This is a genomic window from Salinarimonas chemoclinalis, from assembly GCF_041514305.1.
GTDB classification, from domain to species: domain Bacteria; phylum Pseudomonadota; class Alphaproteobacteria; order Rhizobiales; family Beijerinckiaceae; genus Salinarimonas; species Salinarimonas chemoclinalis.
This window is the reverse complement of record NZ_JBGMWH010000002.1, coordinates 13472-40121: the sequence shown is the minus strand read 5'-3', so window position 1 is coordinate 40121 and position 26650 is coordinate 13472. Positions and strand designations below refer to the sequence as shown.

General features: G+C 71.8%; 25 protein-coding genes. 17 read left to right on the top strand and 8 right to left on the bottom strand.

The window, feature by feature from the left end; all coding sequences use genetic code 11:
* The 6 genes from radA to AB9M23_RS03935 all read left to right on the top strand — a co-directional run bounded on the left by radA (position 1) and on the right by AB9M23_RS03935 (position 7729).
* Positions 1–1413, top strand: a complete 1413-nt coding sequence (gene radA, locus AB9M23_RS03960; protein WP_372422696.1) for a DNA repair protein RadA — start codon at positions 1–3, stop codon at positions 1411–1413.
* A gap of 91 nt (positions 1414–1504) precedes the next feature.
* Entirely contained in the window at positions 1505–2068 is a 564-nt protein-coding gene (locus AB9M23_RS03955) for a CvpA family protein (protein ID WP_372422695.1), read from the top strand.
* A gap of 122 nt (positions 2069–2190) precedes the next feature.
* Complete coding sequence (gene purF / locus AB9M23_RS03950; protein WP_372422694.1) at positions 2191–3675, top strand: amidophosphoribosyltransferase; 1485 nt, start codon at positions 2191–2193, stop codon at positions 3673–3675.
* Between the two features lie 20 nt (positions 3676–3695).
* Entirely contained in the window at positions 3696–4439 is a 744-nt protein-coding gene (locus AB9M23_RS03945; protein ID WP_372422692.1) for an SDR family NAD(P)-dependent oxidoreductase, read from the top strand.
* Between the two features lie 156 nt (positions 4440–4595).
* Positions 4596–7352: a type I DNA topoisomerase gene (topA, locus tag AB9M23_RS03940; RefSeq protein WP_372422690.1), complete on the top strand. Its 2757-nt coding sequence runs from the start codon at positions 4596–4598 to the stop codon at positions 7350–7352.
* Positions 7349–7729 carry a YkvA family protein gene (locus AB9M23_RS03935; protein WP_372422688.1) on the top strand — a complete coding sequence of 127 codons (381 nt, stop codon included), beginning with the start codon at positions 7349–7351 and terminating at the stop codon, positions 7727–7729. Before topA ends, AB9M23_RS03935 begins: the two co-directional genes overlap by 4 nt.
* 121 nt (positions 7730–7850) lie before the next feature.
* Here AB9M23_RS03935 and AB9M23_RS03930 read toward each other — a convergent pair whose 3' ends face one another.
* Entirely contained in the window at positions 7851–8384 is a 534-nt protein-coding gene (locus AB9M23_RS03930) for a GNAT family N-acetyltransferase (RefSeq protein WP_372422687.1), read from the bottom strand.
* On the bottom strand, positions 8381–8974 hold the full coding sequence (locus tag AB9M23_RS03925) for a helix-turn-helix domain-containing protein (RefSeq protein WP_372422686.1): 594 nt from the start codon (positions 8972–8974) through the stop codon (positions 8381–8383). Before AB9M23_RS03925 ends, AB9M23_RS03930 begins: the two co-directional genes overlap by 4 nt.
* A gap of 331 nt (positions 8975–9305) precedes the next feature.
* Here AB9M23_RS03925 and AB9M23_RS03920 point away from each other — a divergent pair, with 331 nt between their 5' ends.
* Positions 9306–9701: a type II toxin-antitoxin system death-on-curing family toxin gene (locus AB9M23_RS03920; protein WP_372422685.1), complete on the top strand. Its 396-nt coding sequence runs from the start codon at positions 9306–9308 to the stop codon at positions 9699–9701.
* Positions 9702–9763: 62 nt separating this feature from the next.
* On the opposite strand, the gene AB9M23_RS03915 is transcribed toward AB9M23_RS03920, so the two are convergent.
* Complete coding sequence (locus tag AB9M23_RS03915; protein ID WP_372422684.1) at positions 9764–10936, bottom strand: isovaleryl-CoA dehydrogenase; 1173 nt, start codon at positions 10934–10936, stop codon at positions 9764–9766.
* A gap of 98 nt (positions 10937–11034) precedes the next feature.
* On the opposite strand from AB9M23_RS03915, the gene AB9M23_RS03910 reads away from it, so the two are divergent.
* Positions 11035–11508, top strand: a complete 474-nt coding sequence (locus AB9M23_RS03910) for a methyltransferase family protein (RefSeq protein WP_372422683.1) — start codon at positions 11035–11037, stop codon at positions 11506–11508.
* A 21-nt stretch (positions 11509–11529) separates the two neighbouring features.
* Here the strand turns inward: AB9M23_RS03910 and AB9M23_RS03905 are convergent, their stop codons facing one another.
* Positions 11530–12357, bottom strand: coding sequence for a glycoside hydrolase family 25 protein (locus AB9M23_RS03905; RefSeq protein ID WP_372422681.1), 828 nt, complete (start codon positions 12355–12357; stop codon positions 11530–11532).
* A 127-nt stretch (positions 12358–12484) separates the two neighbouring features.
* Positions 12485–13921: a magnesium transporter gene (mgtE, locus tag AB9M23_RS03900; RefSeq protein WP_372422680.1), complete on the bottom strand. Its 1437-nt coding sequence runs from the start codon at positions 13919–13921 to the stop codon at positions 12485–12487.
* Between the two features lie 224 nt (positions 13922–14145).
* On the opposite strand from mgtE, the gene AB9M23_RS03895 reads away from it, so the two are divergent.
* The gene (locus tag AB9M23_RS03895) at positions 14146–14403 is read left to right on the top strand and encodes a hypothetical protein (protein WP_372422679.1); all 258 of its coding nucleotides are present in this window, start codon (positions 14146–14148) and stop codon (positions 14401–14403) included.
* A gap of 100 nt (positions 14404–14503) precedes the next feature.
* Positions 14504–15124, top strand: coding sequence for a glutathione peroxidase (locus AB9M23_RS03890; protein ID WP_372422678.1), 621 nt, complete (start codon positions 14504–14506; stop codon positions 15122–15124).
* A gap of 3 nt (positions 15125–15127) precedes the next feature.
* Here the strand turns inward: AB9M23_RS03890 and AB9M23_RS03885 are convergent, their stop codons facing one another.
* On the bottom strand, positions 15128–16828 hold the full coding sequence (locus AB9M23_RS03885; protein WP_372422677.1) for a TRAP transporter large permease: 1701 nt from the start codon (positions 16826–16828) through the stop codon (positions 15128–15130).
* Positions 16825–17376, bottom strand: coding sequence for a TRAP transporter small permease subunit (locus AB9M23_RS03880; RefSeq protein WP_372422675.1), 552 nt, complete (start codon positions 17374–17376; stop codon positions 16825–16827). The genes AB9M23_RS03885 and AB9M23_RS03880 overlap by 4 nt, the downstream gene beginning before the upstream one ends.
* A gap of 230 nt (positions 17377–17606) precedes the next feature.
* Here AB9M23_RS03880 and phnD point away from each other — a divergent pair, with 230 nt between their 5' ends.
* The 7 genes from phnD to AB9M23_RS03845 all read left to right on the top strand — a co-directional run bounded on the left by phnD (position 17607) and on the right by AB9M23_RS03845 (position 24306).
* Positions 17607–18557, top strand: a complete 951-nt coding sequence (gene phnD / locus AB9M23_RS03875; protein ID WP_372422673.1) for a phosphate/phosphite/phosphonate ABC transporter substrate-binding protein — start codon at positions 17607–17609, stop codon at positions 18555–18557.
* Between the two features lie 73 nt (positions 18558–18630).
* Positions 18631–19461, top strand: coding sequence for a phosphonate ABC transporter ATP-binding protein (phnC, locus tag AB9M23_RS03870; RefSeq protein ID WP_372422672.1), 831 nt, complete (start codon positions 18631–18633; stop codon positions 19459–19461).
* Positions 19458–20294: a phosphonate ABC transporter, permease protein PhnE gene (phnE, locus tag AB9M23_RS03865; protein ID WP_372422670.1), complete on the top strand. Its 837-nt coding sequence runs from the start codon at positions 19458–19460 to the stop codon at positions 20292–20294. The genes phnC and phnE (AB9M23_RS03865) overlap by 4 nt, the downstream gene beginning before the upstream one ends.
* Positions 20294–21109, top strand: a complete 816-nt coding sequence (phnE, locus tag AB9M23_RS03860) for a phosphonate ABC transporter, permease protein PhnE (protein WP_372422668.1) — start codon at positions 20294–20296, stop codon at positions 21107–21109. The genes phnE (AB9M23_RS03865) and phnE (AB9M23_RS03860) overlap by 1 nt, the downstream gene beginning before the upstream one ends.
* A 100-nt stretch (positions 21110–21209) precedes the next feature.
* Positions 21210–21545: an ArsR/SmtB family transcription factor gene (locus tag AB9M23_RS03855; RefSeq protein ID WP_372422666.1), complete on the top strand. Its 336-nt coding sequence runs from the start codon at positions 21210–21212 to the stop codon at positions 21543–21545.
* Between the two features lie 62 nt (positions 21546–21607).
* Entirely contained in the window at positions 21608–23047 is a 1440-nt protein-coding gene (locus AB9M23_RS03850) for an NAD(P)-binding domain-containing protein (protein ID WP_372422664.1), read from the top strand.
* Positions 23044–24306 carry an MFS transporter gene (locus AB9M23_RS03845; protein ID WP_372422662.1) on the top strand — a complete coding sequence of 421 codons (1263 nt, stop codon included), beginning with the start codon at positions 23044–23046 and terminating at the stop codon, positions 24304–24306. The genes AB9M23_RS03850 and AB9M23_RS03845 overlap by 4 nt, the downstream gene beginning before the upstream one ends.
* Positions 24307–24314: 8 nt before the next feature.
* Here the strand turns inward: AB9M23_RS03845 and AB9M23_RS03840 are convergent, their stop codons facing one another.
* Positions 24315–26636 (bottom strand): putative bifunctional diguanylate cyclase/phosphodiesterase, encoded by a 2322-nt coding sequence (locus tag AB9M23_RS03840; RefSeq protein WP_372422661.1) that lies wholly within the window; start codon positions 26634–26636, stop codon positions 24315–24317.
* Positions 26637–26650: the final 14 nt, after the last annotated feature.

Genomic DNA, 26650 nt, shown 5'->3' with positions numbered 1-26650 from the left:
ATGGCCAAGCGCAGCGCCGTCTTCATCTGCCAGAACTGCGGGGCGGTCTACAATCGCTGGAAGGGCAAGTGCGAGGCCTGCGGCGAGTGGAACTCCGTCGTCGAGGAGACGACCGAGGCCGCGCCGATGGCGGGCCCCGCCGCGACGCGCCTTTCGCGCAAGGGCCGCGTCTTCCCGCTCGAGGGCCTCGCCGGCTCCTCCAAGGAGCCCCCGCGCACGCCCTCGGGCATGTCCGAGCTCGACCGGGTCACCGGCGGCGGCTTCGTGCGCGGCTCGGTGATCCTCATCGGCGGCGATCCGGGCATCGGCAAGTCGACGGTGCTGATGCAGGCCTCCGCGGCGCTCGCCCGCGCGGGCGAGCGGGTCGCCTACATCTCGGGCGAGGAGGCTGTCGGCCAGGTGCGGCTTCGCGCCGAGCGGCTCGGCCTCGCCGACGCGCCCGTCGAGCTCGCGGCGCAGACCAACGTCGAGGACATCGTCGCCACCCTCTCGCAGGGCCGCACGCCGGCACTCGCCGTGATCGACTCGATCCAGACGATGTGGACGGAGACCGTCGAGTCCGCGCCCGGCACGGTGACGCAGGTGCGCGCCTCGGCCCAGGCGCTGATCCGCTTCGCGAAGACCACCGGCGCGGCGGTGATCCTGGTGGGCCACGTCACCAAGGACGGGCAGATCGCCGGCCCGCGGGTGGTCGAGCACATGGTCGACGCGGTCGTTTCCTTCGAGGGCGATTCGGCGCACCATTTCCGCATCCTGCGCGCGGTCAAGAACCGCTTCGGCCCCACCGACGAGATCGGCGTCTTCGAGATGACCGGCAAGGGCCTCGCCGAGGTCGGCAATCCCTCCGCCCTGTTCCTGGAAGGGCGCGACGTCGCGGCGCCGGGCACCGCCGTCTTCGCCGGGATGGAGGGCACGCGCCCGCTCCTCGTCGAGGTCCAGGCGCTGGTCGCGCCCTCCTCGCTGGGCACCCCGCGGCGCGCCGTCGTCGGCTGGGATCCGGCGCGGCTGTCGATGGTGGTGGCGGTGCTCGAGGCGCACGCGGGCCTCAAGCTCGGCATGCACGACATCTACCTCAACATCGCCGGCGGGCTGAAGATCACCGAGCCGGCGGCGGACCTCGCGGCGGCGGCGGCGCTCGTGTCCTCTCTGTCGGGGGCGGCGCTGCCGGCGGACGCGGTCTTCTTCGGCGAGATCGGCCTCTCCGGCGCCGTGCGCCCGGTGTCGCAGGCGGCGACGCGGATGAAGGAGGCGGCGAAGCTCGGCTTCTCGTCGGCGGTGACCCCGGCCGCCCGCGGCGAGCGCGGCGAGACCGGCGGCCTCGAGGCACGCGAGATGGCGCATATCGGCGACCTCGTCGGCACCGTCGCGGCGCGCGGCGCGCGTTCGCGCGCGCGCTCGGTCGAGCGAGGATGACGGGCATGAAATCGTCGGCTATACGCTTTGCCCGAACGCGAGACGGCGGCGCCGTCGAAACGACTCTCTTCGCCCTCAGGCCCGCGAGATCATGTCCGTACCCATCCTCGACCTGGTCGTCATCGGCGTCGTCCTGATCTCGGCCCTCCTCGCCATGGTGCGCGGCTTCACCCGCGAGGTGCTCGCGATCGTCGCCTGGGTGAGCGCGGCCGCCGCCGCGTGGTTCCTGCACCCGCTCGCGCTGCCGCTCGCGCAGGACTACATCGCCAACGCCACGATCGCGCTCGTCGCGGCCATCGCGGGCATCTTCATCCTCACCCTGATCATCGTCTCGCTGATCACGGTGAAGCTGTCCGACTTCATCCTCGATTCGCGCATCGGGCCGCTCGATCGCACGCTCGGCTTCGTCTTCGGCGCAGCGCGTGGCTTCCTGATCTGCGTCATCGGCTGGGTGTTCTTCGCCTGGCTGGTGCAGGGCCAGATGCCCGAATGGGCGGAGACCGCCCGCACCCGCGCGCTGCTCCAGTCCACCGGCGATTCGCTCATCGCGATGATGCCCGAGGACCCCGAGGGCGTGCTCCAGCAGTTCCGCACGCCGCGGGTCGAGGGCGACCCGAGCGAGCCGGACGACCCGGCCCTGCCCGACCGCAGCTGAGGCCGGGCCTACCCGAAACGCTCCCGCGCTCCCATCTCGGGTCGGCGCGGGCGCTCCCGTTTCCGCTCCGCCGTCCCGCGCCGCGCACCCGACGCCCCCGCACGATCGCCCGAGGATCCGCCATGCTCAGCGAATCTCATCCCGTTTCCCGCGCCGTTCCCCGCGACGACGATCTCGACGGCGACACGCTGCGCGAGGAATGCGGCGTCTTCGGCATCTTCGGCCATCCGGACGCCGCCGCGATCACGGCGCTCGGCCTGCACGCGCTCCAGCATCGCGGCCAGGAGGCGGCGGGCATCGTCACCTTCGACGGCGCGCGCTTCCACGCCGAGCGCAAGCTCGGCCTCGTGGGCGACTCCTTCTCGCAGCGCGACGTCATCGAGCGGCTGACCGGGGGCAACGCCATCGGCCACGTACGCTACTCCACCACCGGCGAGACGGTGATGCGCAACGTCCAGCCGCTCTTCGCCGAGCTCGACGCCGGCGGCTTCGCGGTGGCCCACAACGGCAACCTCACGAACGGCCTGACGCTGCGGCGCGCGCTGATCCGCGAGGGCGCCATCTGCCAGTCGACCACCGACACCGAGGTGATCCTCCAGCTGCTCGCCCGCTCGCGCAAGCCGCGCATCGTCGAGCGCTTCCTCGATGCGCTCCGCGCGCTCGAGGGCGCCTACGCGCTGGTGTGCCTGTCGAACAAGAAGCTCATCGGCGCGCGCGACCCGTTCGGCATCCGCCCGCTCGTCATCGGCGAGCTCGACGGGCGGTTCATCCTCGCCTCCGAAACCTGCGCGCTCGACATCATCGGCGCGCGCTTCGTGCGCGACGTCGAGGCCGGCGAGGTCGTGGTGGTGACCGAGGACGGCATCGAGAGCCTGCGGCCCTTCCCCACCGTGCCCGAGCGCCCCTGCGTGTTCGAGTACATCTATTTCGCGCGCCCCGATTCGATCGTGAACGGCAAGAGCGTCTACGAGGCGCGCAAGAACCTCGGCGCGCAGCTCGCCGCCGAGGCGCCCGCCGACGTCGACGTCGTCGTGCCGGTGCCCGATTCCGGCGTGCCGGCGGCGATCGGCTACGCGCAGGCGTCGGGCGTGCCCTTCGAGATGGGCATCATCCGCAACCACTACGTCGGGCGCACCTTCATCCAGCCGACGCAGTCGGTGCGCGAGCTCGGCGTGCGCATGAAGCACTCCGCCAATCGCGGCGTCATCGCGGGCAAGCGCATCATCCTCGTCGACGACTCGCTCGTGCGCGGCACGACCTCGGTGAAGATCGTGCGGATGATGCGCGAGGCCGGCGCCAGGGAGGTGCATTTCCGCATCGCGAGCCCGCCGATCGAGCACCCCGATTTCTACGGCATCGACACGCCCGAGCGCGACAAGCTGCTCGCGGCGACGCACGATCTCGAGGCGATGCGCGCGTACATCGGCGCCGACAGCCTCGCCTTCCTGTCGATCGACGGGCTCTACCGCGCGCTCGGGTTCGAGGGCCGCGACCCCGACCGGCCGCAATTCACCGACCATTGCTTCACCGGCGAGTACCCGACGGGGCTGACCGATCTCGGCATCGAGTCGCCCAAGCGCCTGGCGCTGCTCGCCGAAGCCGATTGACCGAGACGGGGGAGACATCGATGGACAAGCCGCTCGAGGGCCGCATCGCCGTCGTCACGGGTGCATCGCGCGGCATCGGCCGCGCAGCGGCGCTGGAATTCGCCCGCGCCGGCGCGCACGTCGTGGCGATCGCCCGCACGCAGGGCGCGCTCGAGGAGCTCGACGACGAGATCCGCGCCGCCGGCTCCACGGCCACGCTGGTGCCGCTCGACCTGAAGGACCTCGACGCGCTCGACCGGCTCGGCGCGGCGCTCCACGAGCGCCATGGGAAGGTCGACGTACTGTTCGGCAATGCCGGCCTGCTCGGCCAGCTCGCACCGATCAACCAGGTCGACCAGGGCACCTGGGACGCGGTGATGACGGTGAACCTCACCGCCAACTGGCGGCTGATCCGCTCGCTGGACCCGCTGCTGCGCGCCTCCGACGCCGGCCGGGCGATCTTCGTCACCTCCGGCGCGGCCCACAAGGCCAAGGCCTACTGGGGTCCCTACGGCGTCTCGAAGGCCGGGCTCGAGGTGCTGGCGCGGACCTGGGCGGACGAGATCCGCAACATCACGGCGATCAAGGTCATGCTGGTGAACCCCGGCCCGCTGCGCACCCGCATGCGCGCCTCGGCCATGCCCGGCGAGGACCCGCTGACGCTGCCGACGCCCGAGGATCTCGCGCCGAAGATCCTCGCGCTCGCCCTGCCCTCCTGGCAGGAGACCGGCCGCATCTACGACTTCCCGACCGACCGCGTCATCGACGCGCAGCCGCCCGGGTGAGGGCGAGGGCCGGAGACGGTGCTCGAGAGCAAGTCCGGCCCGTCCCTGATTTGACAGCGCCGCCGCGCTCGCCCACTTAGACCCTTCGCGTCGTCGCCCCGGGGCTGCGGCGGCGCGCGCACCGTCTCCGCCGCGCCCGTCCGGGAATCCCATTCGATGAAAGTCGTCGTCGTCGAGTCGCCCGCCAAGGCCAAGACGATCAACAAGTATCTCGGTCGGGACTACGAGGTCCTGGCGAGCTTCGGCCACATCCGCGACCTGCCGGCCAAGGACGGCTCCGTGGACCCGGAGAACGACTTCCACATGCTCTGGGAGCTCGAGGACCGCGGCGCGAAGCGGCTCTCCGAGATCGCCCGGGCCGTGAAGGGCGCCGACAAGCTCATCCTCGCCACCGACCCGGACCGCGAGGGCGAGGCGATCTCCTGGCACGTGCTGGAGGCGCTCAACGCGAAACGCGTGCTGAAGGGTGTGCCGATCGAGCGCGTCACCTTCAACGCGATCACCAAGGATTCGGTGGCCGCCGCCATGCGGGCGCCGCGGGAGATCGACCAGGCGCTGGTCGACGCCTATCTCGCCCGCCGCGCGCTCGACTATCTCGTCGGCTTCACCCTCTCGCCGGTGCTCTGGCGCAAGCTGCCTGGCTCGCGCTCGGCGGGGCGCGTGCAGTCGGTGGCGCTGCGCCTCGTCTGCGACCGCGAGCGCGAGATCGAGAGCTTCGTCGCGCGCGAGTACTGGTCCCTCGTCGCCACGCTCGCCACGAAGGACGGCGGCGTCTTCGACGCCCGTCTCGTCGGCGCCGACGGCAAGAAGATCACCCGCCTCGACATCGGCAACGGCGAGGACGCCGAGCGCTTCAAGAAGGATCTCGACCTCGCCACCTTCGCGGTCTCGACGATCGAGGCGAAGCCCGCCAAGCGCCACCCGCAGCCGCCCTTCACCACCTCGACGCTCCAGCAGGAAGCGTCGCGCAAGCTCGGCATGGCGCCGGCGCAGACGATGCGCGTCGCCCAGCGCCTCTACGAGGGCGTCGAGATCGGCGGCGAGACAGTGGGCCTCATCACCTACATGCGGACCGACGGCGTCGACATGGCGCCGGAGGCGGTGCGCGCCGCCCGCGCGGTGATCGGCCGCGAGTTCGGCGATCGCTACGTGCCGGACGTGCCGCGCAAGTACACGACCAAGGCCAAGAACGCCCAGGAAGCGCACGAGGCCGTGCGCCCCACCGACATGGGCCGGCTGCCCAAGCAGGTCGCGCGCTATCTCGACGCCGAGCAGGCGCGGCTCTACGAGCTGATCTGGGTGCGCACCATCGCGTCGCAGATGGAATCCGCCCAGCTCGAGCGCACCACCGCGGACATCGCCGCGAAGGTCGGGCCGCGTACGCTGGAGCTGCGCGCCACCGGCCAGGTGGTGAAGTTCGACGGCTTCCTCACCCTCTACCAGGAGGGGCGCGACGACGAGGAGGACGAGGAATCCGGCCGCCTGCCGCCGATGTCGGCCGGCGACCCCTTGAAGCGCGAGCGCATCGCCGCGACGCAGCACTTCACCGAGCCACCGCCGCGCTATTCCGAGGCGAGCCTCGTCAAGCGCATGGAGGAGCTCGGCATCGGTCGGCCGTCGACCTACGCCTCGATCCTGCAGGTGCTCAAGGACCGCGAGTACGTCACGCTCGACAAGAAGCGGCTGCACGCGCACGACAAGGGCCGGATCGTCATCGCCTTCCTCGAGGCCTTCTTCAAGCGCTACGTCGAGTACGACTTCACCGCCGCGCTGGAGGAGCAGCTCGACCGGATCTCGAACCACGAGATCGACTGGAAGCAGGTGCTGCGCGACTTCTGGCGGGACTTCTCGGCCGCGGTGGGCGACACGAAGGACCTGCGCACCACGCAGGTGCTCGACGCGCTCAACGACTACCTCGCCCCCCACATCTTCCCGCCCAAGGCTGACGGCACGAACCCGCGCGCCTGCCCGTCCTGCGCCGACGGCCAGCTGTCGCTCAAGCTCGGCAAGTTCGGCTCGTTCATCGGCTGCTCGAACTATCCCGAGTGCCGCTACACCCGCCAGCTCTCCGCCGCCGCGGCAGATGGGGACGCGGAGGGCGGCCAGCCTGGCACGCGGGCGCTCGGCAAGGACCCGGCGACGGGGCTCGAGGTCACGCTGCGTGACGGGCGCTTCGGCCCCTTCATCCAGCTCGGCGAGGCGGAGGGCGACGTGAAGCCCAAGCGCTCCTCGCTGCCCAAGGGCACGACCCCGGCCGCCGTCGACCTCGAGAAGGCGCTCGCGCTCCTCTCGCTGCCCCGCGAGGTGGCGAAGCACCCCGAGAGCGGCGAGCCGATCAAGGCCGGCATCGGCCGCTTCGGCCCCTACGTCCAGCACGGCAAGACCTACGCCTCGCTCGGGCGCGACGACGACGTGCTCGAGATCGGCGCCAACCGCGCGATCGACCTGATCGTCGCCAAGGAGAGCGGCGCCGGGGGTCGGCGCGGCGGCGGCGATCCCGGGCGGACCCTCGGGGACGATCCCGCGAGCGGCAAGCCGATCGTGGTCAAGGCCGGCCGCTACGGCGCCTACGTCACCGACGGCAAGACCAACGCCACGCTGCCCAAGGAGATGTCGGCCGACGCCGTCACCCTCGCCGAGGCGCTGCCGGTGCTGGAGGCGCGCCGCGCCGCGGGCGGGACGAAGAAGACGTCCGCGCGCAAGGGGGCCGGCGGCAAGGCCGCGGGGAGCAAGGCGGGCGCGGCGAAGACAACGCGCAAGAAGGCGGACGCCGACGGCGAGGCGCCGGCGAAGAAGCCGGCCGCGAAGAAGGCCGCAGCCAAGAAGGCTCCCGCGAAGAAGCCGGCCGCGAAGAAGGCCGCGCCGGCGGACGTCGCCGAGGCTCCGCCGCGGGCGCGCAAGGCGGCCTCGTGAGCCTGCGCGACGGCGCCCGCCGGATCCGCGCCGACGTCGCGACGCTGGTGCGGGCCGTACGCGATCCGCACGCGCCGCGCGCGGCGAAGCTGCTCGCGGTGCTGATCGTGCTCTACGTCGTGAGCCCGTTCGACCTCGTGCCCGACTGGCGGGCGCTCACGGGGCTCGCCGACGACCTCCTCGTGGTCGCGGGCGGTCTCGCGGCCATCGCCCGGCTGATCCCGCCCGAGCAGCTCGCCGATCACCGCGCCCGCGTCGAGGCCGGCGGCCCGCCCCTGCCGCGGGGCCGCGCGCGCCCCCTCGCCGGCGCCGTGATGTGGCTCGTGGCGCTCACCGCGCTCGCCTGGTGGGGCTTCGGCTGGGTCGCGGGGGCGTGAGACGCGGCTCTCGCTGGTGACGCGGATCACGAACGGCGAATGAAGGCCGCCGACCGGCTCCTCCCCGCAGGGGTGGACGAGGGCGCGCGCCGCATGCGCGCCGCGAATCCGCTCGATCCCGTCACCGACCCCGCAGATCCTTGTAGAACAGCTTCGTCGCTCCGAGCCCGCCCTGCGGCCACAGGGCGAAATCGGGGATCACCCCCACCGGCTCCCATCCGCCGCGCGTGTAGAGGCGCTCGGCGGGGGTGCCCGGGGTCGTGTCCAGCACCAGCAGCCAGCGCCCCGCCGCCAGCGCCTCGCGCTCGGCGGCGGCGAGGAGGGCGGCGCCGAGGCCCCTGCCCTGCGCGTCCGGGTGGACGAGCATCTTGGCGAGGTCGCCGCGATGGGGCTGGTTCGGCTTGTCGGCGAAGGAGACCTGCACCGTGCCGCGCGCCCGCCCGTCTCCGTCCTCGGCGACGAGCAGGATGGTGCCGCCCGCGGCGACGCTCTCCGCGACGCCCTGCCAGAACGCGAGCGCCTCCTCGCGGGGCGTGTCCGCCATCAGGGAGACCGAGGCGCCGTCCGCGACGCAGGCGCGGTGGATGTCGGCGAGCGCGTCGCAGGCGGCACGGGCCGCCGCGGCGTCGAGGCGGCGGATGGTGAACGCGGTCATGGCGCAGGCGTCCCTCGGGCGGGCAGGCGCGAGAGCACGACCGCGTAGCGGGCGGGCGTCTCACCGGGATTGAGGAAGGCGATGGGCGCGTCGAGGCGCATGAACAGGCAGTCGCCGGCCTCGAGCCGCGTGGTCTCCTCGCCGACCGTCAGATCGAGCCGGCCCTCGATCAGCCAGACCTGCTGGGCGAGGCCGTGGAAGCCGAGCGCGTTGTCGAGGACGACGCGCCCGCCGGGCGGAAAGGTCACGTCGACGATCTCTGCCGCGCCGCGGGCGGACGGCGGCGAGACGTTGCGGCGGACGTAGCCGCTCTGGGGGTCCGTCCAGGCGGGCTGGTCCCCCGCTCGGGAGAGCGGCGCGCCGCCGGCCTCCCCGTTCTCTCCACCATCCGAGAACAGCGACGCGACGCTGGTGCCGAGCCCCGCGGCGATCCGTGCGAGCAGCGCCGCGGTCGGGCTCGCCTCGCCGCGCTCGATCTTGGACAAGGCCGCGCGGGACACGCCGGAGGCCTCCGCGAGCGCCTCGAGCGTCATGTTGCGCGCGCGCCGGGCGGCGCGGATGCGGTCGGGGAGTGTGGCGGCGATTTCCATGATGAGAGAATATTTCTCTCATCCTAGATGTCAACGGCGTGTTCCGCAGTGCGCAGAACCGGTGGACGGCGTCGGCGTTGGTGCGCTATTGTGCAACGGTGAAAACTGGAGGTCCGTGCGTGGCCGAGCGTAAGCGGGACGAGATGTCGACGAGCGTCACGACGCCGGGCCACTCCGGCGGCGGCGAAGGGGCGGCCGTCGGCTCTGCACCCGGCGCTCCGAAGCGGCCGGCGAGACCGGCCGTGGGCGTAGACCGGGACGCCCTGCGCGACAAGGTCATGGCCAAGTTCCCGAACATCAGGGCTCGCTTGGCGGAGTCACCGGGCGAACCATGGAGCCGAACTGGCTGAACGTCGCAGACGTCGTGGCGATCAACGAAGCCGAGGTGGCGGAGACGGGTGAATTGTTCGCGCTGGCGAGACCGGACATGCTGGAAAGCGGGCTCGACGCTCCGCGGAACAGGCGCCTTTACGAGGGCGAGGAGGACGTGCTCGTCCTCGGCGTGTGCCTTCTCCTCGCGATCGCGCCGAATCATCCGTTCGCACAGGGCAACAAGCGAACCGCCTTCACTGCACTCAACATGTTCCTCGAGCTGAACGGCTATGCAGTGGACATTCCCGACCGCGCGATCTGGGGCGACGAGGTCGTCTCGCTCGTGCTCGGGCGGATGACCGAAATGGAGTTCGTCGCGCGAATCGAGCACTACGTCGTCCCGCTGAAAGACTGAAGGTCCTGGCGAACGTGACGACGCCGGCGGCGGGAGTTTCCTCCCGCCGCGTGTCTTCCCCCTCACGCGGTCTTCTCGAACAGCTCCCGCCCGATCAGCATCCGGCGGATCTCGCTCGTGCCGGCGCCGATCTCGTAGAGCTTGGCGTCGCGCAGGAGGCGGCCGGTGGGGTACTCGTTGATGTAGCCGTTGCCGCCGAGCAGCTGGATCGCGTCGAGCGCGATCTGGGTGGCGAGTTCGGCCGCGTAGAGGATGGCGCCGGCGGCGTCCTCGCGGGTGGTGCGGCCGCGGTCGCAGGCCTTGGCGACCGCGTAGACGTAGGCCTTCGCCGCGTTCATGCGCACGTACATGTCGGCGACCTTGCCCTGGACGAGCTGGAACGTGCCGATCGGCTGGCCGAACTGCTTGCGCTCGTGGACGTAGGGCATGACGATGTCCATCGCCGCCTGCATGATGCCGAGCGGGCCCGCCGCCAGCACGGCGCGCTCGTAATCGAGCCCCGACATCAGCACCCGCACGCCCCGGCCGACCTCGCCGAGCACGTTCTCCTCGGGCACCTCGCAATCCTCGAAGACGAGCTCGCAGGTGTCCGAGCCGCGCATGCCCAGCTTGTCGAGCTTCTGGTGCGTCGAGAAGCCCGTCATCCCCTTCTCGATCAGGAAGGCGGTGATGCCCTTCGGGCCGGCGTCCGGGTCGGTCTTGGCGTAGACGACGAGCGTCTCCGCGATCGGCCCGTTGGTGATCCACATCTTGGTGCCGTTGAGCACGAAGCGGTCGCCCTTGCGGTCCGCGCGGGTGCGCATCGAGACGACGTCCGAGCCCGCCCCGGGCTCCGACATCGCGAGCGCGCCGACGTGCTCGCCGGACATCAGCTTGGGGAGGTACTTCTCCTTCTGCGACTTGGTGCCGTTGCGCCCGATCTGGTTGATGCACAGGTTCGAGTGGGCGCCGTAGGACAGCCCCACCGAGGCGGACGCGCGGGAGATCTCCTCCATCGCCACGACGTGCTCGAGATAGCCGAGCCCTGTGCCGCCGTCCTCCTCCGCGATGGTGATGCCGTGCAGGCCCATCTCGCCCATGGGCACCCACAGATCGCGGGGGAACTGGTTGGTGCGGTCGATCTCGGCGGCGCGCGGGGCGATCGTCTCCTGCGCGAAGGCGGCGACGCTCTCGCGGATGGCGTCGGCGGTCTCGCCGAGGTCGAAGTCGAAAGCGGGTGCGGCGTTGGGGATCATCGGGGGCGCTCCTCGCGCGATTGCTCTCGAGCGGGTTATATCAGGCGGGCGTGGCGTGTCACCGGTCCGGTGGTCGCGCCGGCGCCAGGAGACGCGCGATGAGCCCGGCCGAGAACGACGCCCCCAACCGCTGGCCCTGGCCACCGATCGTCTATCTCGCCGCGATCGTCGCCGGGTTCACGATCGAGCGGAACCTCGCCCCCACCAGCCACGGCGGGGGGATGGCGCTCGGCGTGCTCGGCGTCGCCATGATCCTCGGCGGGCTCGGGCTCGACCTGTGGACGGCGTCGACCTTCTCGCGGGCGCGCACCACCATCCTGCCGCACCGCGGTGCGAAGGCGCTCGTGACGTCGGGACCCTTCCGGTTCTCGCGCAACCCGATCTACCTCGGCAACTCGATGCTCGTGGCGGGGCTCGGCCTCGTCTTCGACAACCTCTGGCTCGTCGGCTTCGCCGTCGTGGCGGCCTTCTCGGTCCAGAAGCTCGCCATCGAGCGCGAGGAGGCGCACCTCGCGCGGCGCTTCGGAGCGCAGTGGCAGGCCTACGCGGCGCGGGTGCGGCGCTGGATCTGACGCCCCCCGTCGCCCGCCCCGTCAAACCCCCTTGTCGCGGCAATAGCCCAGCGCCTCGTAGCGCGGCCGGTCGCGCGGGTCGCAGTCGCTGGCGAGGAACTGCTGCCACTCCCGCTCGCTGCCGTAGAAGGCGTTGCGGTCCACCTCGCCGCGCACGCCCGGCACCGTGCCGGTCTGCGTCCATTGCCAGAAGGTCCAGCGACGGTCGCGGTAGCGCTCGTGCGGCTCGGCGGCCACCGAGCGCAGCCAGAAGGTGGCGTCGAAATGCTCGCCCTGGAGCACGTCGCGGTGGAAGTTGATGTCGGTGTAGATGATCGGCAGGCGGCCGTAGTGCCGGTGGAGCATGGCGAGGATGATGCGCGTCTTCTCCAGCGCCTCCTCGCGCGGCACCCGGCGGGTGCACAGCCGGGAATGGTTGTTCCACTCCATGTCGAGCACGGGGGGCAGCATGTCCGGCTCGTTGGGCACGTTGTCGATGAACCATTGCGCCTGCTCGTGGGCGGGGCGGCACCAGAAGATGAAGTGGTAGGCGCCGCGCGGGACGCCGGCGCGGCGGGCGCCCTCCCAGTTCTCGCGGAACTTCGGGTCGAGGTGGTCGCCGCCCTCCGTCGCCTTGATGAAGGCGAACCGGGTCCCGGCCTGGCGTACGCGGTGCCAGTCGACGTTGCCCTGCCAGCGCGAGACGTCGATGCCGTGCACCGGCAGCGCGTGGACGCGCCGCACCCCGGGATGGGGATCGTTGTCGCCCTTGGCCGGATAGAAGTCCGGCGCGATCGAGCAGCTCGCGACGGCGAGGCCGAGGGCGAGCGCGGCGAGGCGGGCGAAGGCGCGGGCTGACGCGAAGGGCATGGGAACTTCCGGACGGGGACGCACGGCGCCGAGGATTCGTTCGGCGATCCCTACGATCCGGTTAAGACGATAGCGCCACGGCGCGGAAAAGCGAGCCTGCGACGACGCTTCCCGGCGAGCGAACGCCTCAGATCCCGAACCAGACGCTCGCGATCCCCAGGAAGGCGAAGAAGCCGACCACGTCGGTGACCGTCGTCACGAACGGACCCGACGAGACCGCCGGGTCGATCTTGAAGCGGTCGAGCAGGAGCGGGATGACGATTCCGCCGAACGCCGCGGAGACGAGCGTGATCACGAGCGCGAGGCCGATCACGGGCCCCAGGCTCGGCAGGTCGAACCAGACCGCCGCGATGATCCCCATCACCACCGCGAAGGCGGTGCCGTTGAGGAGGCCCACGACCATCTCGCGGCGCACGATGCGCATGGCGTTGGCGCGGCTGAGCTGACGCGTCCCGAGCGCACGCACGGCGACCGTCATGGTCTGCGTCCCGGCGTTGCCTCCCATGGAGGCGACGATCGGCATCAGCACGGCGAGCGCCACCATCTGCTCCAACGCGTCCGCGAACACGCCGATGACGACCGAGGCGAGGATCGCGGTGAGCAGGTTGACGAACAGCCAGGTGAAGCGCGAGCGGGTGATGTACCACACCGAATCCGAGAGCTCCTCATCCGCCTTGACGCCGCCCAGCGCCTTGATGTCGGCGTCCGCCTCCTCCTCCAGCACGTCTACGATGTCGTCGACGGTGATGACGCCGACCATGCGGCCGGCTGCGTCCACCACGGCGGCGGCGACGAGGTTGTAGCGCTGGAAGACGCGCGCCGCCTCCTCCTGCGTGTCCGTGGCGAGGATCGCGTGCTCGGCCGGGTTCATGATCTCGGCGATGCGCTTGGGGCGCTGCGTGCGCAGGATGCGGTCGAGCGAGACCGAGCCCTTGAGCCGCACCGTGGGGTCGACGACGTAGATCTCGTAGAACGTCTCCGGCAGGTCCTGGCTCTCACGCATGAAGTCGATCGTCTGCCCCACCGTCCAGAACGGGGGCACGGCGATGAACTGCGTCTGCATGCGCCGGCCGGCCGCGTTCTCGGGCAGGTCGAGCGAGCGCTGCAGCGCCGCCCGCTCCATCACGGGCAGCTGCTGGAGGATCTCGAACTTCTCCTCGTCGCCGAGGTCCTCGAGGATGTAGACGGCGTCGTCGATGTCGAGCTCGCGCATGCCCTCGACGACGAGCGTGGTGGGCAGCTCGCGCAGCAGCGCGACGCGGATGGTCTCGTCGACCTCGGTGAGCGCCGTGAAGTCGAGGTCCGGCCCGAACAGGACCATGAGGGCGAGGCGCTCCTCCTGGTAGAGCGCCTCGATCAGGTCGCCGAGATCGGATTCGTGCAGGTCGCCGACGAGCGCGCGCAGGCGCTCCGCGTCCTGCGCCTCCAGCGCCTCGCGCACCGCCTCGAGAAAGCCGCGGGAGACGCCGCCGTGCTCCTCGTCGCGGAAGACGGGCGGCGGCGCGGGCTCGGAGGGGCCGAGCGGCGCCGTCTCGGGCGCGAGCGTGTCGTCGGCCTCTGCCATGCGCACTCCTTGAGCGATTCGGGGGATGCGTCCGAGTTCTAGGGTCGCGCGTCGCCGCTGGCAACGCCGCGGACCCGTCCCGACCCCCGCGATCCGCGCTGCGACGGATCTCGTCTCGTTTACGATGTCGTGCTAGCGTCATCGGCAAGCAACAAGATCGATGCCGGGTGGGCGACGCGCGAGGCCACGGGGCGGGACACCGCCGCCGTCGGGTGGAGGAGGTCATGACGACGATCCCGTCGAGCCGCCGCACGAGCGCCGCCGCGCGTTCCCCGCGCGCACCCGATCCCCGCATCGAGACCAAGGCCGTCGCGCTCGACGCGCACGCCTCCCATCTCAAGCGCGCCGCGCAATCCGCGGGCGAGGCCTTCGCCTGGAGCGCCGAGGAGGCCGCCCCCGTGCCGCGGGGCCGGAGCGCGACGACGGCGATCTGGCTCGCGCTCGGCGCCGTGGCCGGGGTGGGGCTCTGGGTCGCGCTCTGAGAGTCCTGCGCGCGGCTTTACGGCGAGGCGGCGCGCACCATCTCCGTGTAGCGGCCCCTCTCGGGCGGTGCCGTCCTGGAGATGCCTCGGGAGGTTCCCCGTGCCGAAACGCTCACTGAGATCGATCGCACTCGCGTCCGCCGTCGCCCTCGCTCCGGCGCTTCTGCTCGCCTTCGCCGCGACCACCCACGCCGCGCGTGCCGCCGACGGGCAGGCCGGGGACGCCGCCCTCGCCTCGCGCCCCACGGCCCACGCCTTCTCCTTCGACGCCATCGACGGCGGCCGCATCGACCTCGCCGCCTTCGCCGGCCGGCCGATCCTCGTCGTCAACACCGCCTCGCGCTGCGGTTTCGTGAACCAGCTCGCGGGCCTGCAGACGCTGCACGAGCGCTACGGGCCGCGTGGGCTCGTCGTCATCGGCGTGCCGTCGAACGACTTCCGCCAGGAGCTCGCCGACGACGCCGCCATCGCCGCCTTCTGCCAGGGCACCTGGGGCGTCGCCTTCCCACTCGCGGCGCGCACGCATGTCGTCGGCGCGGCGGCGCACCCGTTCTACGCCTGGGCCGCGCGCGAGCGCCCCGGCGAGGCGCCGCGGTGGAATTATCACAAGTACCTCGTCGCCCCGGACGGCACGCTGGCCGCCGCGTTCTTCACGCCCACGGCACCGACCGACCCGCGGATCCTGGCTGCGATCGAGCGTGCCTTGCGCTCGGGCGCATGAGCGTCACTGCGGCGGAGCCGGCGGCGCGAAGCTCGGCATCTGCGGCGGGCCGAAACCGGGGCCGAAGCCGCCGCCGGGTCCCCCTCCCCCGTCGCCGAGGCCCGGCATGATCAGACGGTCGAGCCGCTCGCGCACCTGGTCCTCGTCGAGGACCGGCGCGTCCGAGCGGTAGTGCGTCACGAGGCCGGGCGCGAGGTAGACGACGACGATCATCATGACCTGGATCGCCACGAAGGGGATCACGCCGCGGTAGATCTCCAGCGTGTCGACCCCGCGCACCCGCGCGCCCGTCACCGCATCCTCGTATTCGCCGCTGGGGGTCACCGAGCGCAGGTAGAACAGCGAGAATCCGAACGGTGGCGTGAGGAACGAGGTCTGGAAGTTCACCGCGAGCAGCACGCCGAACCATACGAGATCGATGCCGAGCGCCTGCGCCGGCGCGACGAGCAGCGGCACGAGGATGAAGACGATCTCGAAGAAGTCCAGGAAGAAGCCGAGGAAGAAGACGGTCAGGCCGACGAAGAGCAGGAACCCCGCCTCCCCGCCCGGCAGCGCCAAGAGCAGGTCCTTTACCCAGATGTGGCCGCTCACCCCGTAGAAGGTGAGCGAGAACACCCGCGCGCCGATCAGCACGAACATGACGAAGGCCGAGAGCCGCAGCGTCGATTCCGCCGCCTCGCGGGTGAGCCGCAGCGACAGGCGCCCCTTGAGCACCGCGAGCGCGAGCGCGCCGACGGCCCCCATGGCGCCGCCCTCGGTGGGCGTGGCGAGGCCCACGAAGATCGTGCCGAGCACGAGGAAGATCAGAGCGAGCGGCGGCACCAGCACCAGCGTCACCTGCTCTGCGAGCCGGGACAGCACGCCGAGCTTCAGCCGCCGGTTCGCCCAGGCGACCGCGAAGGCGAGGAGCACGCCCGCCGCGGCGCCCCAGACGTAGGGCGCCTGCTCGACGCGGCCTTCGAACCAGAGCGTCGCGCCCCAGCCGACGCCGATCGCCGCGGCGGCGAGGACGAGCAGCGAGGCGATCCCCGTACCCAGGCGTCTCGCCTCCTTCGGCAGCGGCGGCGCCATGGCGGGGCGCAGCAGCGAATTGACGAACACGTAGAGCGCGAAGGCCGCCGTCAGCATCAGCGCCGGCAGCATGGCGCCGGCATACATGTCCCCCACCGAGCGGCCGAGCTGGTCGGCGAGCACGATCAGCACGAGGGAGGGCGGCAGGATCTGCGCGAGCGTGCCGGATGCCACGATCACGCCCGTGGCGAGGCGCCGGTCGTAGCCGTACCGGAGCATGATCGGCAGCGAGATCAGCCCCATCGAGATCACCGCGGCGGCGACCACGCCCGTCGTCGCCGCCAGCAGCGCGCCCACGAAGATCACGGCGTAGGCGAGCCCCCCGCGCACCGAGCCGAACAGCTGACCCATCGTGTCGAGCAGGTCCTCGGCCATGCGCGAGCGCTCGAGCACGATGCCCATGAAGGTGAAGAACGGGATCGCGAGCAGCGTCTCGTTCGCCATCGCGCCGAAGACGCGGTCCGGCAGCGCCTGGAAGAAGCCCGGCGCGAACAGGCCGAGCTCGATCCCCAGGAAGCCGAAGCCGAGCCCGAGCGCCGCCAGCGAGAAGGCGATCGGGTAGCCGAGCAGCATGAACAGGACGAGCGAGCCGAACATGATCGGCGCGAGGTTCTCGACGAGGACGGCGCTCATGACCCGAACCCGGACACGGGCGGCCCGCCCTGGGCCTCGTCGGGCGGCGCCCCGCCCAGGACCGCGATCTTCTTGACGAGTTCGGAGACGCCCTGCGCCAGCAGCATCGAGAAGCCGACGAGCACGAGGATCTTCGCCGGCCACAGCGGCAGCCCGCCCGCGTTCGCCGAGACCTCCCCCGTCCGCCAGGAGAGCAGGAAGAACGGCACGGCCGTGATCACGTGGACGAGCGCGAAGGGGATCAGGAACAGCGTGTGGCCGACGACGTCGATCCAGCCGCGGGCACGCGGCGAGAGCCGCGAGGAGACGACGTCGATTCGCACGTGCTCGTTCCGCTTCAGGGTCCACGAGGCGCCGAGCAGGAACACCGCCCCGAACAGGTACCATTGCGCCTCGAGCCAGGCGTTCGAGGAGAGCGAGAAGGCCTTGCGCGAGATCGCGTTGCCCGCCGAGATCGCCACGGCTGCGACGACGAGCCACGCCGCGAGCCGCGCGATGCGCTCGTTCAGGGCGTCGATGCCGCGCGCGAGGCGCAGGGCGAAGGCCATCGGCGTCACTCCCGGGCCCGCGGGGGCGGCCCCGCTGCGGCTTCTATCCGAACCGCCCGCGAAGGCAAGCTTCGGCGCGCCGCCCGACGTGACGATCCGGGAGCCCGTAGCCGCAGGCTTGTCACGGACCTGTCATCGTCGGAAACTACTCCGGGGCAAGAGCCGCACGGGACGTCGCGCGAGCCGCGCGCGGCGCCGGTGATCGGCCGTAATCGACAGGGGTCACGCCGATGTACTTCCGCACCTTCGCCGCCGCCGCGGCGCTGCTCGTCGCGACGGGCGCCGCCCAGGCCGAGTTCGCGCTCGACTCGCGCTTCACCGACGCCGACGGCGACATGATCGCCGACATCCCGACCGATGCCTCGCAGCTCGTCGATCCCGACACGCTGGTCTTCGCCTACACCCCGGTCGAGGACCCCGCGGTGTACGCCGAGGTCTGGGCCGACTTCCTCACCCATCTCGAGGAGGCCACCGGCAGGCCGGTGCAGTTCTTCCCCGTGCAGTCGAATGCCGCTCAGCTCGAGGCCATGCGCGCCGGGCGCCTGCACATCGCGGGCTTCAACACGGGCTCGAACCCCATCGCCGTGGCCTGCGCGGGCTTCCGTCCCTTCGCCATGATGGCGGCCGAGGACGGCTCCTTCGGCTACGAGATGGAGATCATCACCTATCCGGGCTCGGGCATCGAGAGCGTCGAGGACATCCGCGGCAAGCAGATGGCCTTCACCTCCGAGACGTCGAACTCGGGCTTCAAGGCCCCTTCGGCCCTGCTGGCGAGCGAGTTCGGCATGGTCGCCGGAACGGATTACGAGCCGGTCTTCTCGGGCGCGCACGACAACTCGATCCTCGGCGTCGCCAACAAGGACTATCCGGCCGCCGCGATCGCCAACTCGGTCAAGGCGCGCATGATCGATCGTGACGTCGTCTCCGAGGACCAGCTGTCGGTGATCTACACCTCGCAGACCTTCCCGACGACCGGCTACGGCGTGGTCTACAACCTCACGCCCGAGCTGCAGGAGGCCATCCAGGAGGCCTTCTTCTCCTACGACTGGGAGGGCACGCCGCTGGCCGAGGAGTTCGGCCGCAACGGCGAGGATCAGTTCATCCCGATCACCTTCCAGGAGGATTGGGCGGTGATCCGCCAGATCGACGAGGCGAACGGCGTCGAGTACACCTGCAACTGATTCGCCTATCCGGCGCGCCGGGCCCGGCGGGCCCCGGGGCGCCGTCGTTTTCGCATTACCGGGAGAGCGCCGCATGCTGCGCGTCGAGGGCCTGACCAAGCGCTACAAGACCGGGGACAAGGCCCTGACCGATGTCTCCTTCGAGGTGCCCTCGGGCCAGGTCGTGGGCCTGATCGGCCCGTCCGGCGCCGGCAAGTCGACGCTGATCCGCTGCGTGAACCGCCTGGTCGAGCCCACATCCGGGAAGGTCTTCCTCGGCGATCGCGAGATCACCCGCGCCGGCCGCGGCGACTTGCGGCGGGTGCGCCGACGCATCGGCATGATCTTCCAGGAATACGCGCTCGTGGAACGCCTCACCGTCATGGAGAACGTCCTCTCCGGACGGCTCGGCTACGTGCCGTTCTGGCGCTCCTTCCTGCGCCGCTTTCCCCAAGCCGACGTAGACAAGGCCTTCGGCCTGCTCGAGCGCGTCGGCCTCACCGACCACGTCGACAAGCGCGCGGACGCGCTCTCCGGCGGCCAGCGCCAGCGCGTGGGCATCGCCCGCGCCCTCGAGCAGGACCCCGAGCTGCTGCTCGTGGACGAGCCCACCGCCTCGCTCGACCCGAAGACCTCGCGCCAGATCATGCGGCTCATCTGCGAGATCTGCCGCGAGCGGCAGTTGCCGGCGATCATCAACATCCACGACGTGCTGCTCGCCAAGATGTTCGTCGACCGGATCGTCGGGCTGCGCGCCGGCGAGGTCGTGTTCGACGGCACGCCCGAGGCGCTCGACGAGGCGGCGCTCACCGCCATCTACGGCTCGGAGGACTGGCAGGCGATGCGCAAGGAGGCGGACGACACGGCCAAGGACGCCGCCGACGCCGCCGATTTCGAGGCGCGTGCGAAAGCGGGCGCGGCATGAACGCGCCCTCCCCGCTCGCCGCGGGCGGCTCCGCCCCGCTCGCCGGGCGCCGCTGGAAGCGCCCGCCGATCTTCATCCGGCGTCCCTGGCTCCGGCTCGTCGTCTACGGCGGCTTCGTCGTCTACCTCGCGCTCGCGATCTCCACCGTCGACGTCAACTGGACGCGCGTCGCGGAAGGCATGGAGCGGGGCTGGCGCTTCGTGCAGGCCTTCTTCTCGCCGGACTTCACCTCCCGCTCGCGGGACATCGTCAAGGGCTTCGTCGAAAGCCTGACGATGACGCTCACCTCCACCGTCGCGGGCGTGATCCTCTCCATCCCGATCGGCATCGGTGCGGCGCGCAACATCGCGCCCCTGCCGATCTACGCCGTCTGTCGCGCCATCGTCGCGCTGTCGCGCTCCTTCCAGGAGATCATCATCGCGATCCTGTTCGTGGCCATGTTCGGCTTCGGTCCCTTCGCCGGCTTCCTGACGCTGACCTTCGCCACGATCGGCTTCATGGCGAAGCTGCTCGCCGAGGACATCGAGGACATCGACGAGGCGCAGGCGGAGGCGATGCGCGCCACCGGCGCGAGCTGGTGGCAGGTGCTCAACTGGGGCATCCAGCCCCAGGTCCTGCCGCGCCTCGTCGGGCTCTCGATGTACAGGCTCGACATCAACTTCCGCGAGTCGGCGGTGATCGGCATCGTCGGCGCCGGCGGCATCGGCGCGACGCTCAACGTCGCCATGGACCGCTACGAGTACGACACCGCCGCCGCGGTGCTGCTCCTCATCATCCTCATCGTCATGGCCGCCGAGTATTCCTCGAGCTGGCTGCGCAAGCGGATCCAGTGATGCCGGTCTCCCGCCTCGCCGATCGCCCGGTCTGGACGCGCCGTACCACGCGCCAGCAATTCGCCGCCTATGCCGGCTGGCTCGCCCTCGTGGCGCTCACCGTCTTCGCCTTCCAGGTGATGACGCAGGACACGATCTGGTTCTTCGTCCAGGACGCGCCCCGCCAGGCCGGGGACCTGCTCGGCCGGGCCTGGCCGCCACGCTGGTCCTACCTCGATCGGCTCTGGGCGCCCCTTTGGGACACGCTCAACATCGCGACGCTGGGGACGCTGCTCGGCATCGTCGTCGCCGTCCCGATCGCCTTCCTGGCGGCGCGCAACACCACGCCGAGCCTCGCCTTCGCGCGTCCGATCGCGCTCTTCGTCATCGTCGCCTCGCGCTCGATCAACTCGCTGATCTGGGCGCTGCTGCTCGTCGCGATCATCGGCCCGGGGCTGCTCGCCGGCATCATCGCCATCGGGCTGCGCTCGATCGGCTTCATCGGCAAGCTGCTCTACGAGGCGATCGAGGAGATCGACGAGAGCCAGGTCGAGGCCGTGAAGGCGACCGGAGCGCGCGCGGCGCAGGTGATCGACTACGCCATCGTCCCGCAGATCCTGCCCACCTTCGCCGGCGTGTCCGTGTTCCGCTGGGACATCAACATCCGCGAATCCGCGGTGCTGGGCCTCGTCGGCGCGGGCGGCATCGGCGTGCAGCTCAACTCCTCGCTGGCCCGCCTCGCCTGGTCGGAGGTGACGGTGATCTTCGTCGTGATCCTCGCGACCGTCGTCGTCTCGGAGTGGGTCTCCGCCAAGGTGCGCGCGACGATCATCTGAGGATGGTCGGCGCGGCACCGGAAAATTCCGTCATGCGGCTTACTTCGGTAATTCCGGAAATACGGTTGACACCACTCCCCGTCCGGTCCATCCTTCGACCATGGATACGACGCTCACCATCGCCAAGCGCCTCGAGGCCCTGGGAAATCCCACCCGGCTCTCGCTCTATCGCGTGCTCGTACGGGCCGGCGACGGCGGGCTCCCCGTCGGCGCGCTGCAGGAGCGCATCGGCATCCCCGCATCGACGCTCTCGCACCACCTGCGCGCCCTCGTGGGCGTCGCGCTGGTGACGCAGGAGCGCCAGGGCACGACGCTGATCTGCCGCGCGAACTACCCCGTCATGAACGAGCTCGTCGCCTTCCTCTCCCAGGAATGCTGCGTCGACGCGGGGTGCGGGGCCGCGTCTGCGCGGAGCGCGCGCGAGGAAGCCGTGTAGCGCTTTTTCGCGCTCCTCTATTTCGAAAATTCTGGAACGATCGACATCGTAGGAGCACCGCCATGAGCACCCCAACCGCCTCGCCGGATCTGCCCATCGCGATCATCGGTGCCGGCCCGATCGGCCTCGCCGCCGCGGCCCACTGCGCGGCGCGCGGCCTGCCCTTCGTCGTGATCGAGGCCGGTGCCGCGGTCGGCACGCACGTGCGCGACTGGGGACACGTGCGCCTGTTCTCGCCCTGGCGCTACGATGTCGACGCGGCCGCGCGCCGGCTGCTCGCGCGGACCGGCTGGGCCGAGCCCGATCCGGACGCGCTGCCCACCGGGGCCGAGCTCGCCGAGCGCTATCTCGCGCCCCTCGCCGACGCGCTCGCCGCCCATGGCCGCATCGAGACCGGCGCACGCGTCCTCGCCGTGACCCGCGCCGGGATGGACAAGGTGCGGAGCGCTCGGCGGGAGGAGGCGGCGTTCCACGTCGACGTCGCCCATGCCGACGGACGACGGACGCGGCTCGCCGCACGCGCCGTGATCGACGCGACGGGGACCTGGGGCACGCCGAACCCGCTCGGCGGCTCGGGCGTCCCGGCGCTCGGCGAGGAAGTGGGTGCCGTCGGAGGGACGGCGCGCATCGCCTACCGCATCCCCGACCCGCTCGGCCGCGACCGCGCGCACTACGAGGGCGCCCGCACACTCGTGGTCGGCGCGGGGCATTCGGCGGCGAACGCGGTCATCGAGCTCGCCCGCCTCGCGGCGGAGACCGGCGCCGGCGCGGTCGCGTGGGCGATCCGCGGCGCGCGGCCGATCCGCGCTTTCGGCGGTGGGGCGGGCGACGAGCTCCCCGCCCGCGGCGCGCTCGGCGCCCGGCTCCGGACGCTCGTCTCGGAGGGCCGGGTGCGGCTCGAGGCCGGCTTCCTCGCGGCGTCCGTGCGCGCGGACGCCGACGGCGCGCTCGTCGTGGCGGACGAGGCGGGGCGCACGATCGGTCCCGTCGACCGCATCGTCGCCCTCACCGGCCAGCGTCCCGACCTCGGCTTCCTGCGCGAGCTGCGCGTCGATCTCGACCCGTGGCTCGAATGCGCGCGGGCGCTCGCCGCCGACATCGATCCCAACGTCCACGCCTGCGGCAGCGTCACGCCGCACGGGCACGCGGCCCTCGCCCATCCCGAGCCCGGCCTCTACGTGGTCGGCGCCAAGAGCTACGGCCGCGCGCCGACCTTCCTGATGATGACCGGCTACGAGCAGGTCCGCTCCGTCGTCGCCGCCCTGGCGGGGGCGCTCGAGGAGGCGGACCGGGTCGAGCTGGCGCTGCCGAAGACCGGCGTGTGCTCGACCGATCTCGCCGACGGCACGGACGCCTGCTGCGCGCCCGCGCCGGAGGCTGCACGCGGCTGCTGCGGCGGCGACGCCGCCCACCTCCCGATCGCGGCCTCCAGGCCATCCTCGTCCCCGACCACGTCCCCCGCCCCGGCGACCGCCGGAGGCTGCTGCGGAGCCGCCGCGTGAGCCCTCCCCCCGCGAGTACCGCCGCCGCCGATCCCGAAGCGACCACCGCACCGACGCGGCCGTCGCGCGCGATCGTCATCACCGTGCTCGGCATCACCCAGATCCTGGCCTGGGGTTCGACCTTCTACCTGCTCGCCGTGCTCGCGCCGGTGATCGCCGCGGACACGGGCTGGCCGAAGACCTTCGTCGTCGGCGGGCTGACGCTCGGCCTCGTCGCGGCGAGCCTCGTCTCGCCGCGAGTCGGGCGCGCGGTCGAGGCGACGGGAGGGCGGCCGGTCCTCGTGGGCTCGGCGCTGGTGATGGCGGCGGGGCTCGCGCTGCTCGGTCTCGCGACGAGCCGGACGCTCTACCTCGCGGCCTGGCTGGTGATCGGGCTCGGCATGGGTGCGGGCCTCTACGACGCCGCCTTCGCGACGCTCGGCCGCCTCTACGGATCGACGGCGCGCTCCGCGATCACGGCGCTCACCCTGTTCGGCGGCTTCGCCTCGACGGTGGGTTGGCCGCTCTCGGCCTTCCTGGTCGAGACGCTGGGCTGGCGCGGCGCCTGCTTCGCCTATGCCGCGATGCACGTCCTCGTCATCGCGCCGCTCTACCTCACGCTCCTGCCGCGCCGACCCGCGCCGGCGCCGGTCGCGACGCCGGCGCTGCCGGCGGGAGGCGAGAAGACCGGCAGCGACGAGGCGGCGTCGGCGGCGCGGCCCGCCGGGGACGACCGCCTGCTGCGCCTCACCCTCTCCGCCGCGCTCACAGTCAGCGGGATCGCGACCGCGGTGATCTCCGTCCACCTCATCACCCTGCTGCAGGCGCGCGACCTGACGCTCGCCGCGGCGGTCGGCCTCGCCGCGATGGTCGGGCCCTCCCAGGTGGGCGCACGCGTGCTCGAGGCGTGGATCGGCCGGCGCTACCACCCGATCTGGACGGCGGGCGCCTCCGCCGCCCTCACCTTCACGGGCGTGGCGATCCTCGCCCTCGGCTGGGCGGTTCTTCCCCTCGCCCTCGTCTGCTACGGCGCGGGCATCGGCATCCGCTCGATCGTCAAGGGCACCCTGCCGCTGGCGCTGTTCGGCCCGCACGGCTACGCGGCGCTGATGGGCCGTCTCGCCCTCCCCCAGCTCCTCGTCGCCGCCCTGGCGCCGCTCGCCGCCGCCTGGCTGCTGGAGGCCGCGGGCCCGACGGCGCTGCTCTGGACGCTCGCCGGGGTGACAGCGCTCGATGCGGTGCTGATGGGGTTGATCCAGGTGCAGATGCGGGGGCGTTGAGGCGCGCTTCAGGCGGCCGCCTGCGCCCTCGTCCGCAGGAACTCCGCCACCGCGCCCGCGGGCATCGGGCGGCCGAAGAGCCAGCCCTGGGCCTGGGCGCAGCCGCGCTCGGCGAGGAAGGCGGCCTGCGCCCGCGTCTCCACGCCCTCTGCCGTCACGGCGATCTCCAGGGCGCGGCCGAGTTCGATCACGGCGGACGCGATCGCGGCGTCGTCGGGATCCTCGATCAGGTCGCGCACGAAGCTGCGGTCGATCTTGATGTCGTCCACGGGGAAGCGCTTGAGGTGCGTCAGCGACGCGAAGCCCGTGCCGAAATCGTCGAGCGCGATGCGCATGCCCGCCTCCTGGAAGGCGCGCAGCGTCGCCTCGACCGCCTCGCCGCCCTGGCCCAGGAAGACGCTCTCGGTCACCTCGACGTCGATGCGCGCAGCGGGCACGCCGGCATGGGCGAGCTGGGAGAGGACGCGCGGGGCGAGGTCGGGCCTGCGGAACTCGGCGGGGGCGAAATTGACCGCGATGCGCCCGCACGCGAGGCCCGCGTCGATCCATTCGCGCAGGTCGGCGCAGATGCGTGCCCGCATGCGCTCGCCGATGGCGACGGCGAGCTCGGGGTCGTCGAAGGCGGCGGCGAAGCCGTGGGGCGTGACGACGGTGCCGTCCCCGCGCCGCCAGCGGGCGAGCGCCTCGAAGCCGGTCACGCGGCCGGTCTCCAGGCTCACCTTCGGCTGATAGTGCGGCTCGATCGCGTCGGCCCCGAGTGCGTCGCCGACTTCGCGAAGGAGCGTCACCCGCCGCTGGAAACCCTCGCGCAGCCGCGGCTCGTAGAGGACGAGCCGGTTGCGGCCGCCCTGCTTGGCGGCATAGAGCGCGAGATCGGCGTCCTTGACGAGCTCGCCCGGCGCCGTGTCGTGCTCCGGGCACAGCGCGAGACCGATGCTGATGCGCCCGACGAGGACCCGGTCGCGGAAGAGCACCGGCGCGCGCATCGCGCCGAGCAGACGCGCCGCCGTCCTCTCGGCGTCCGCCCGGCCGGCCGAGGCGAGGACGACCGCGAACTCGTCGCCGCCGAGCCGCGCCACGACGTCGTCCATCCCCACCTCCGCGCGCAGCCGCCGGGCGACCTCGACGAGGAGCGCGTCGCCGGCGTCGTGGCCGAGCGTGTCGTTGACCTCCTTGAGCCCGTCGAGGTCGAGGAGGAGGAGCGCCGCGCCCGGGCGGACGCCTTCGTCCCCACCACCTCCGCAGGACGCGGCCCGCGCCGCGATCACCTCGAGCCGGGCCTGGAAATGCGCGCGGTTCGGCAGGCCTGTGAGCGCATCGTGGTTGGCGGCGCGCCAGACCCGGCCCTCCGCGAGCTTGCGCTCGGTGATGTCGACGACGGCGGCGAGCAGCGCCGCGCGCCCGTCGATATCGATGGCGGAGGCCGCGAGCAGGACGTCGCGCTCCTCCCCATCGGGCCGGCGCAGGCGCGTCTCGAAGCCCTCGACGCGCCCCTGCGCCGCCACCGCGGCGACGAAGCGGTCGCGGTCCGCCGGATCGGCGTAGAAGCCGGGCGTGGCCCAGGTCTCCGGCGCCGTCTCCCCGAGGAAGCCACGCCCGGCGTCGTTGACGGCGAGCACGCGCCCGCCGGCACGCTCGGAGACGACGAGCGGGATCGGCACCGTGCGGAACATCCGCTCGAACATCTCGCGGCTCTGGGCGAGCTCGCCGTTGGCGAGCCGCTCGCGCTGGGTGGCCGCCCATTCGAGCCGGCGCAGCCGGTTCGAGCGGTTGACGACAAGGAGAAGCGCGACGTTGAGCATCAGCATGCCGAGCGAGAGCCCGAGCCCGGTGGTCCTGACTCCCGGAGGCCCCTGGCCCAGCACCGAGAAGCCGACGAGCATGCACAGCGAAGCGAAGGCGCCGGTGGCGAGCGCCGTGCGGAAGTGATTGGGCACGACGAGGTAGAACATCGTCGGCAGGACCACGACCACGAACAGCGCGAGATCGGACCGCGGCGTCACGAGGAGACCGACGGCGATCGAGACGACGATCTGCCACAGCACGATCGCGTGCTCGAGCCGGCCGCTGCTCTGGAGCCGCAGCACCGCCGCGAGGCAGGCGAGCGAGGCGAGGATCACGGCGAGCCGCGCGGGCACCGCGACCCAGAAATGCGGATCGCCGGCGAAGCGCCAGTCCGACACGAGAAAAATCGTGTTGACGACCGCCGACGCGATCAGGAAGAGCCGCGCCTGCCGGGCTGTCTCCGGCAGGCGCTCGGTCCGGAAGGCGGCTTCCGTTCCAGGGTCGCGGAACTCTCCGCTGAAAGGGCTGAGGGCGTAGGCCGGCATGACGGCTACGCTTC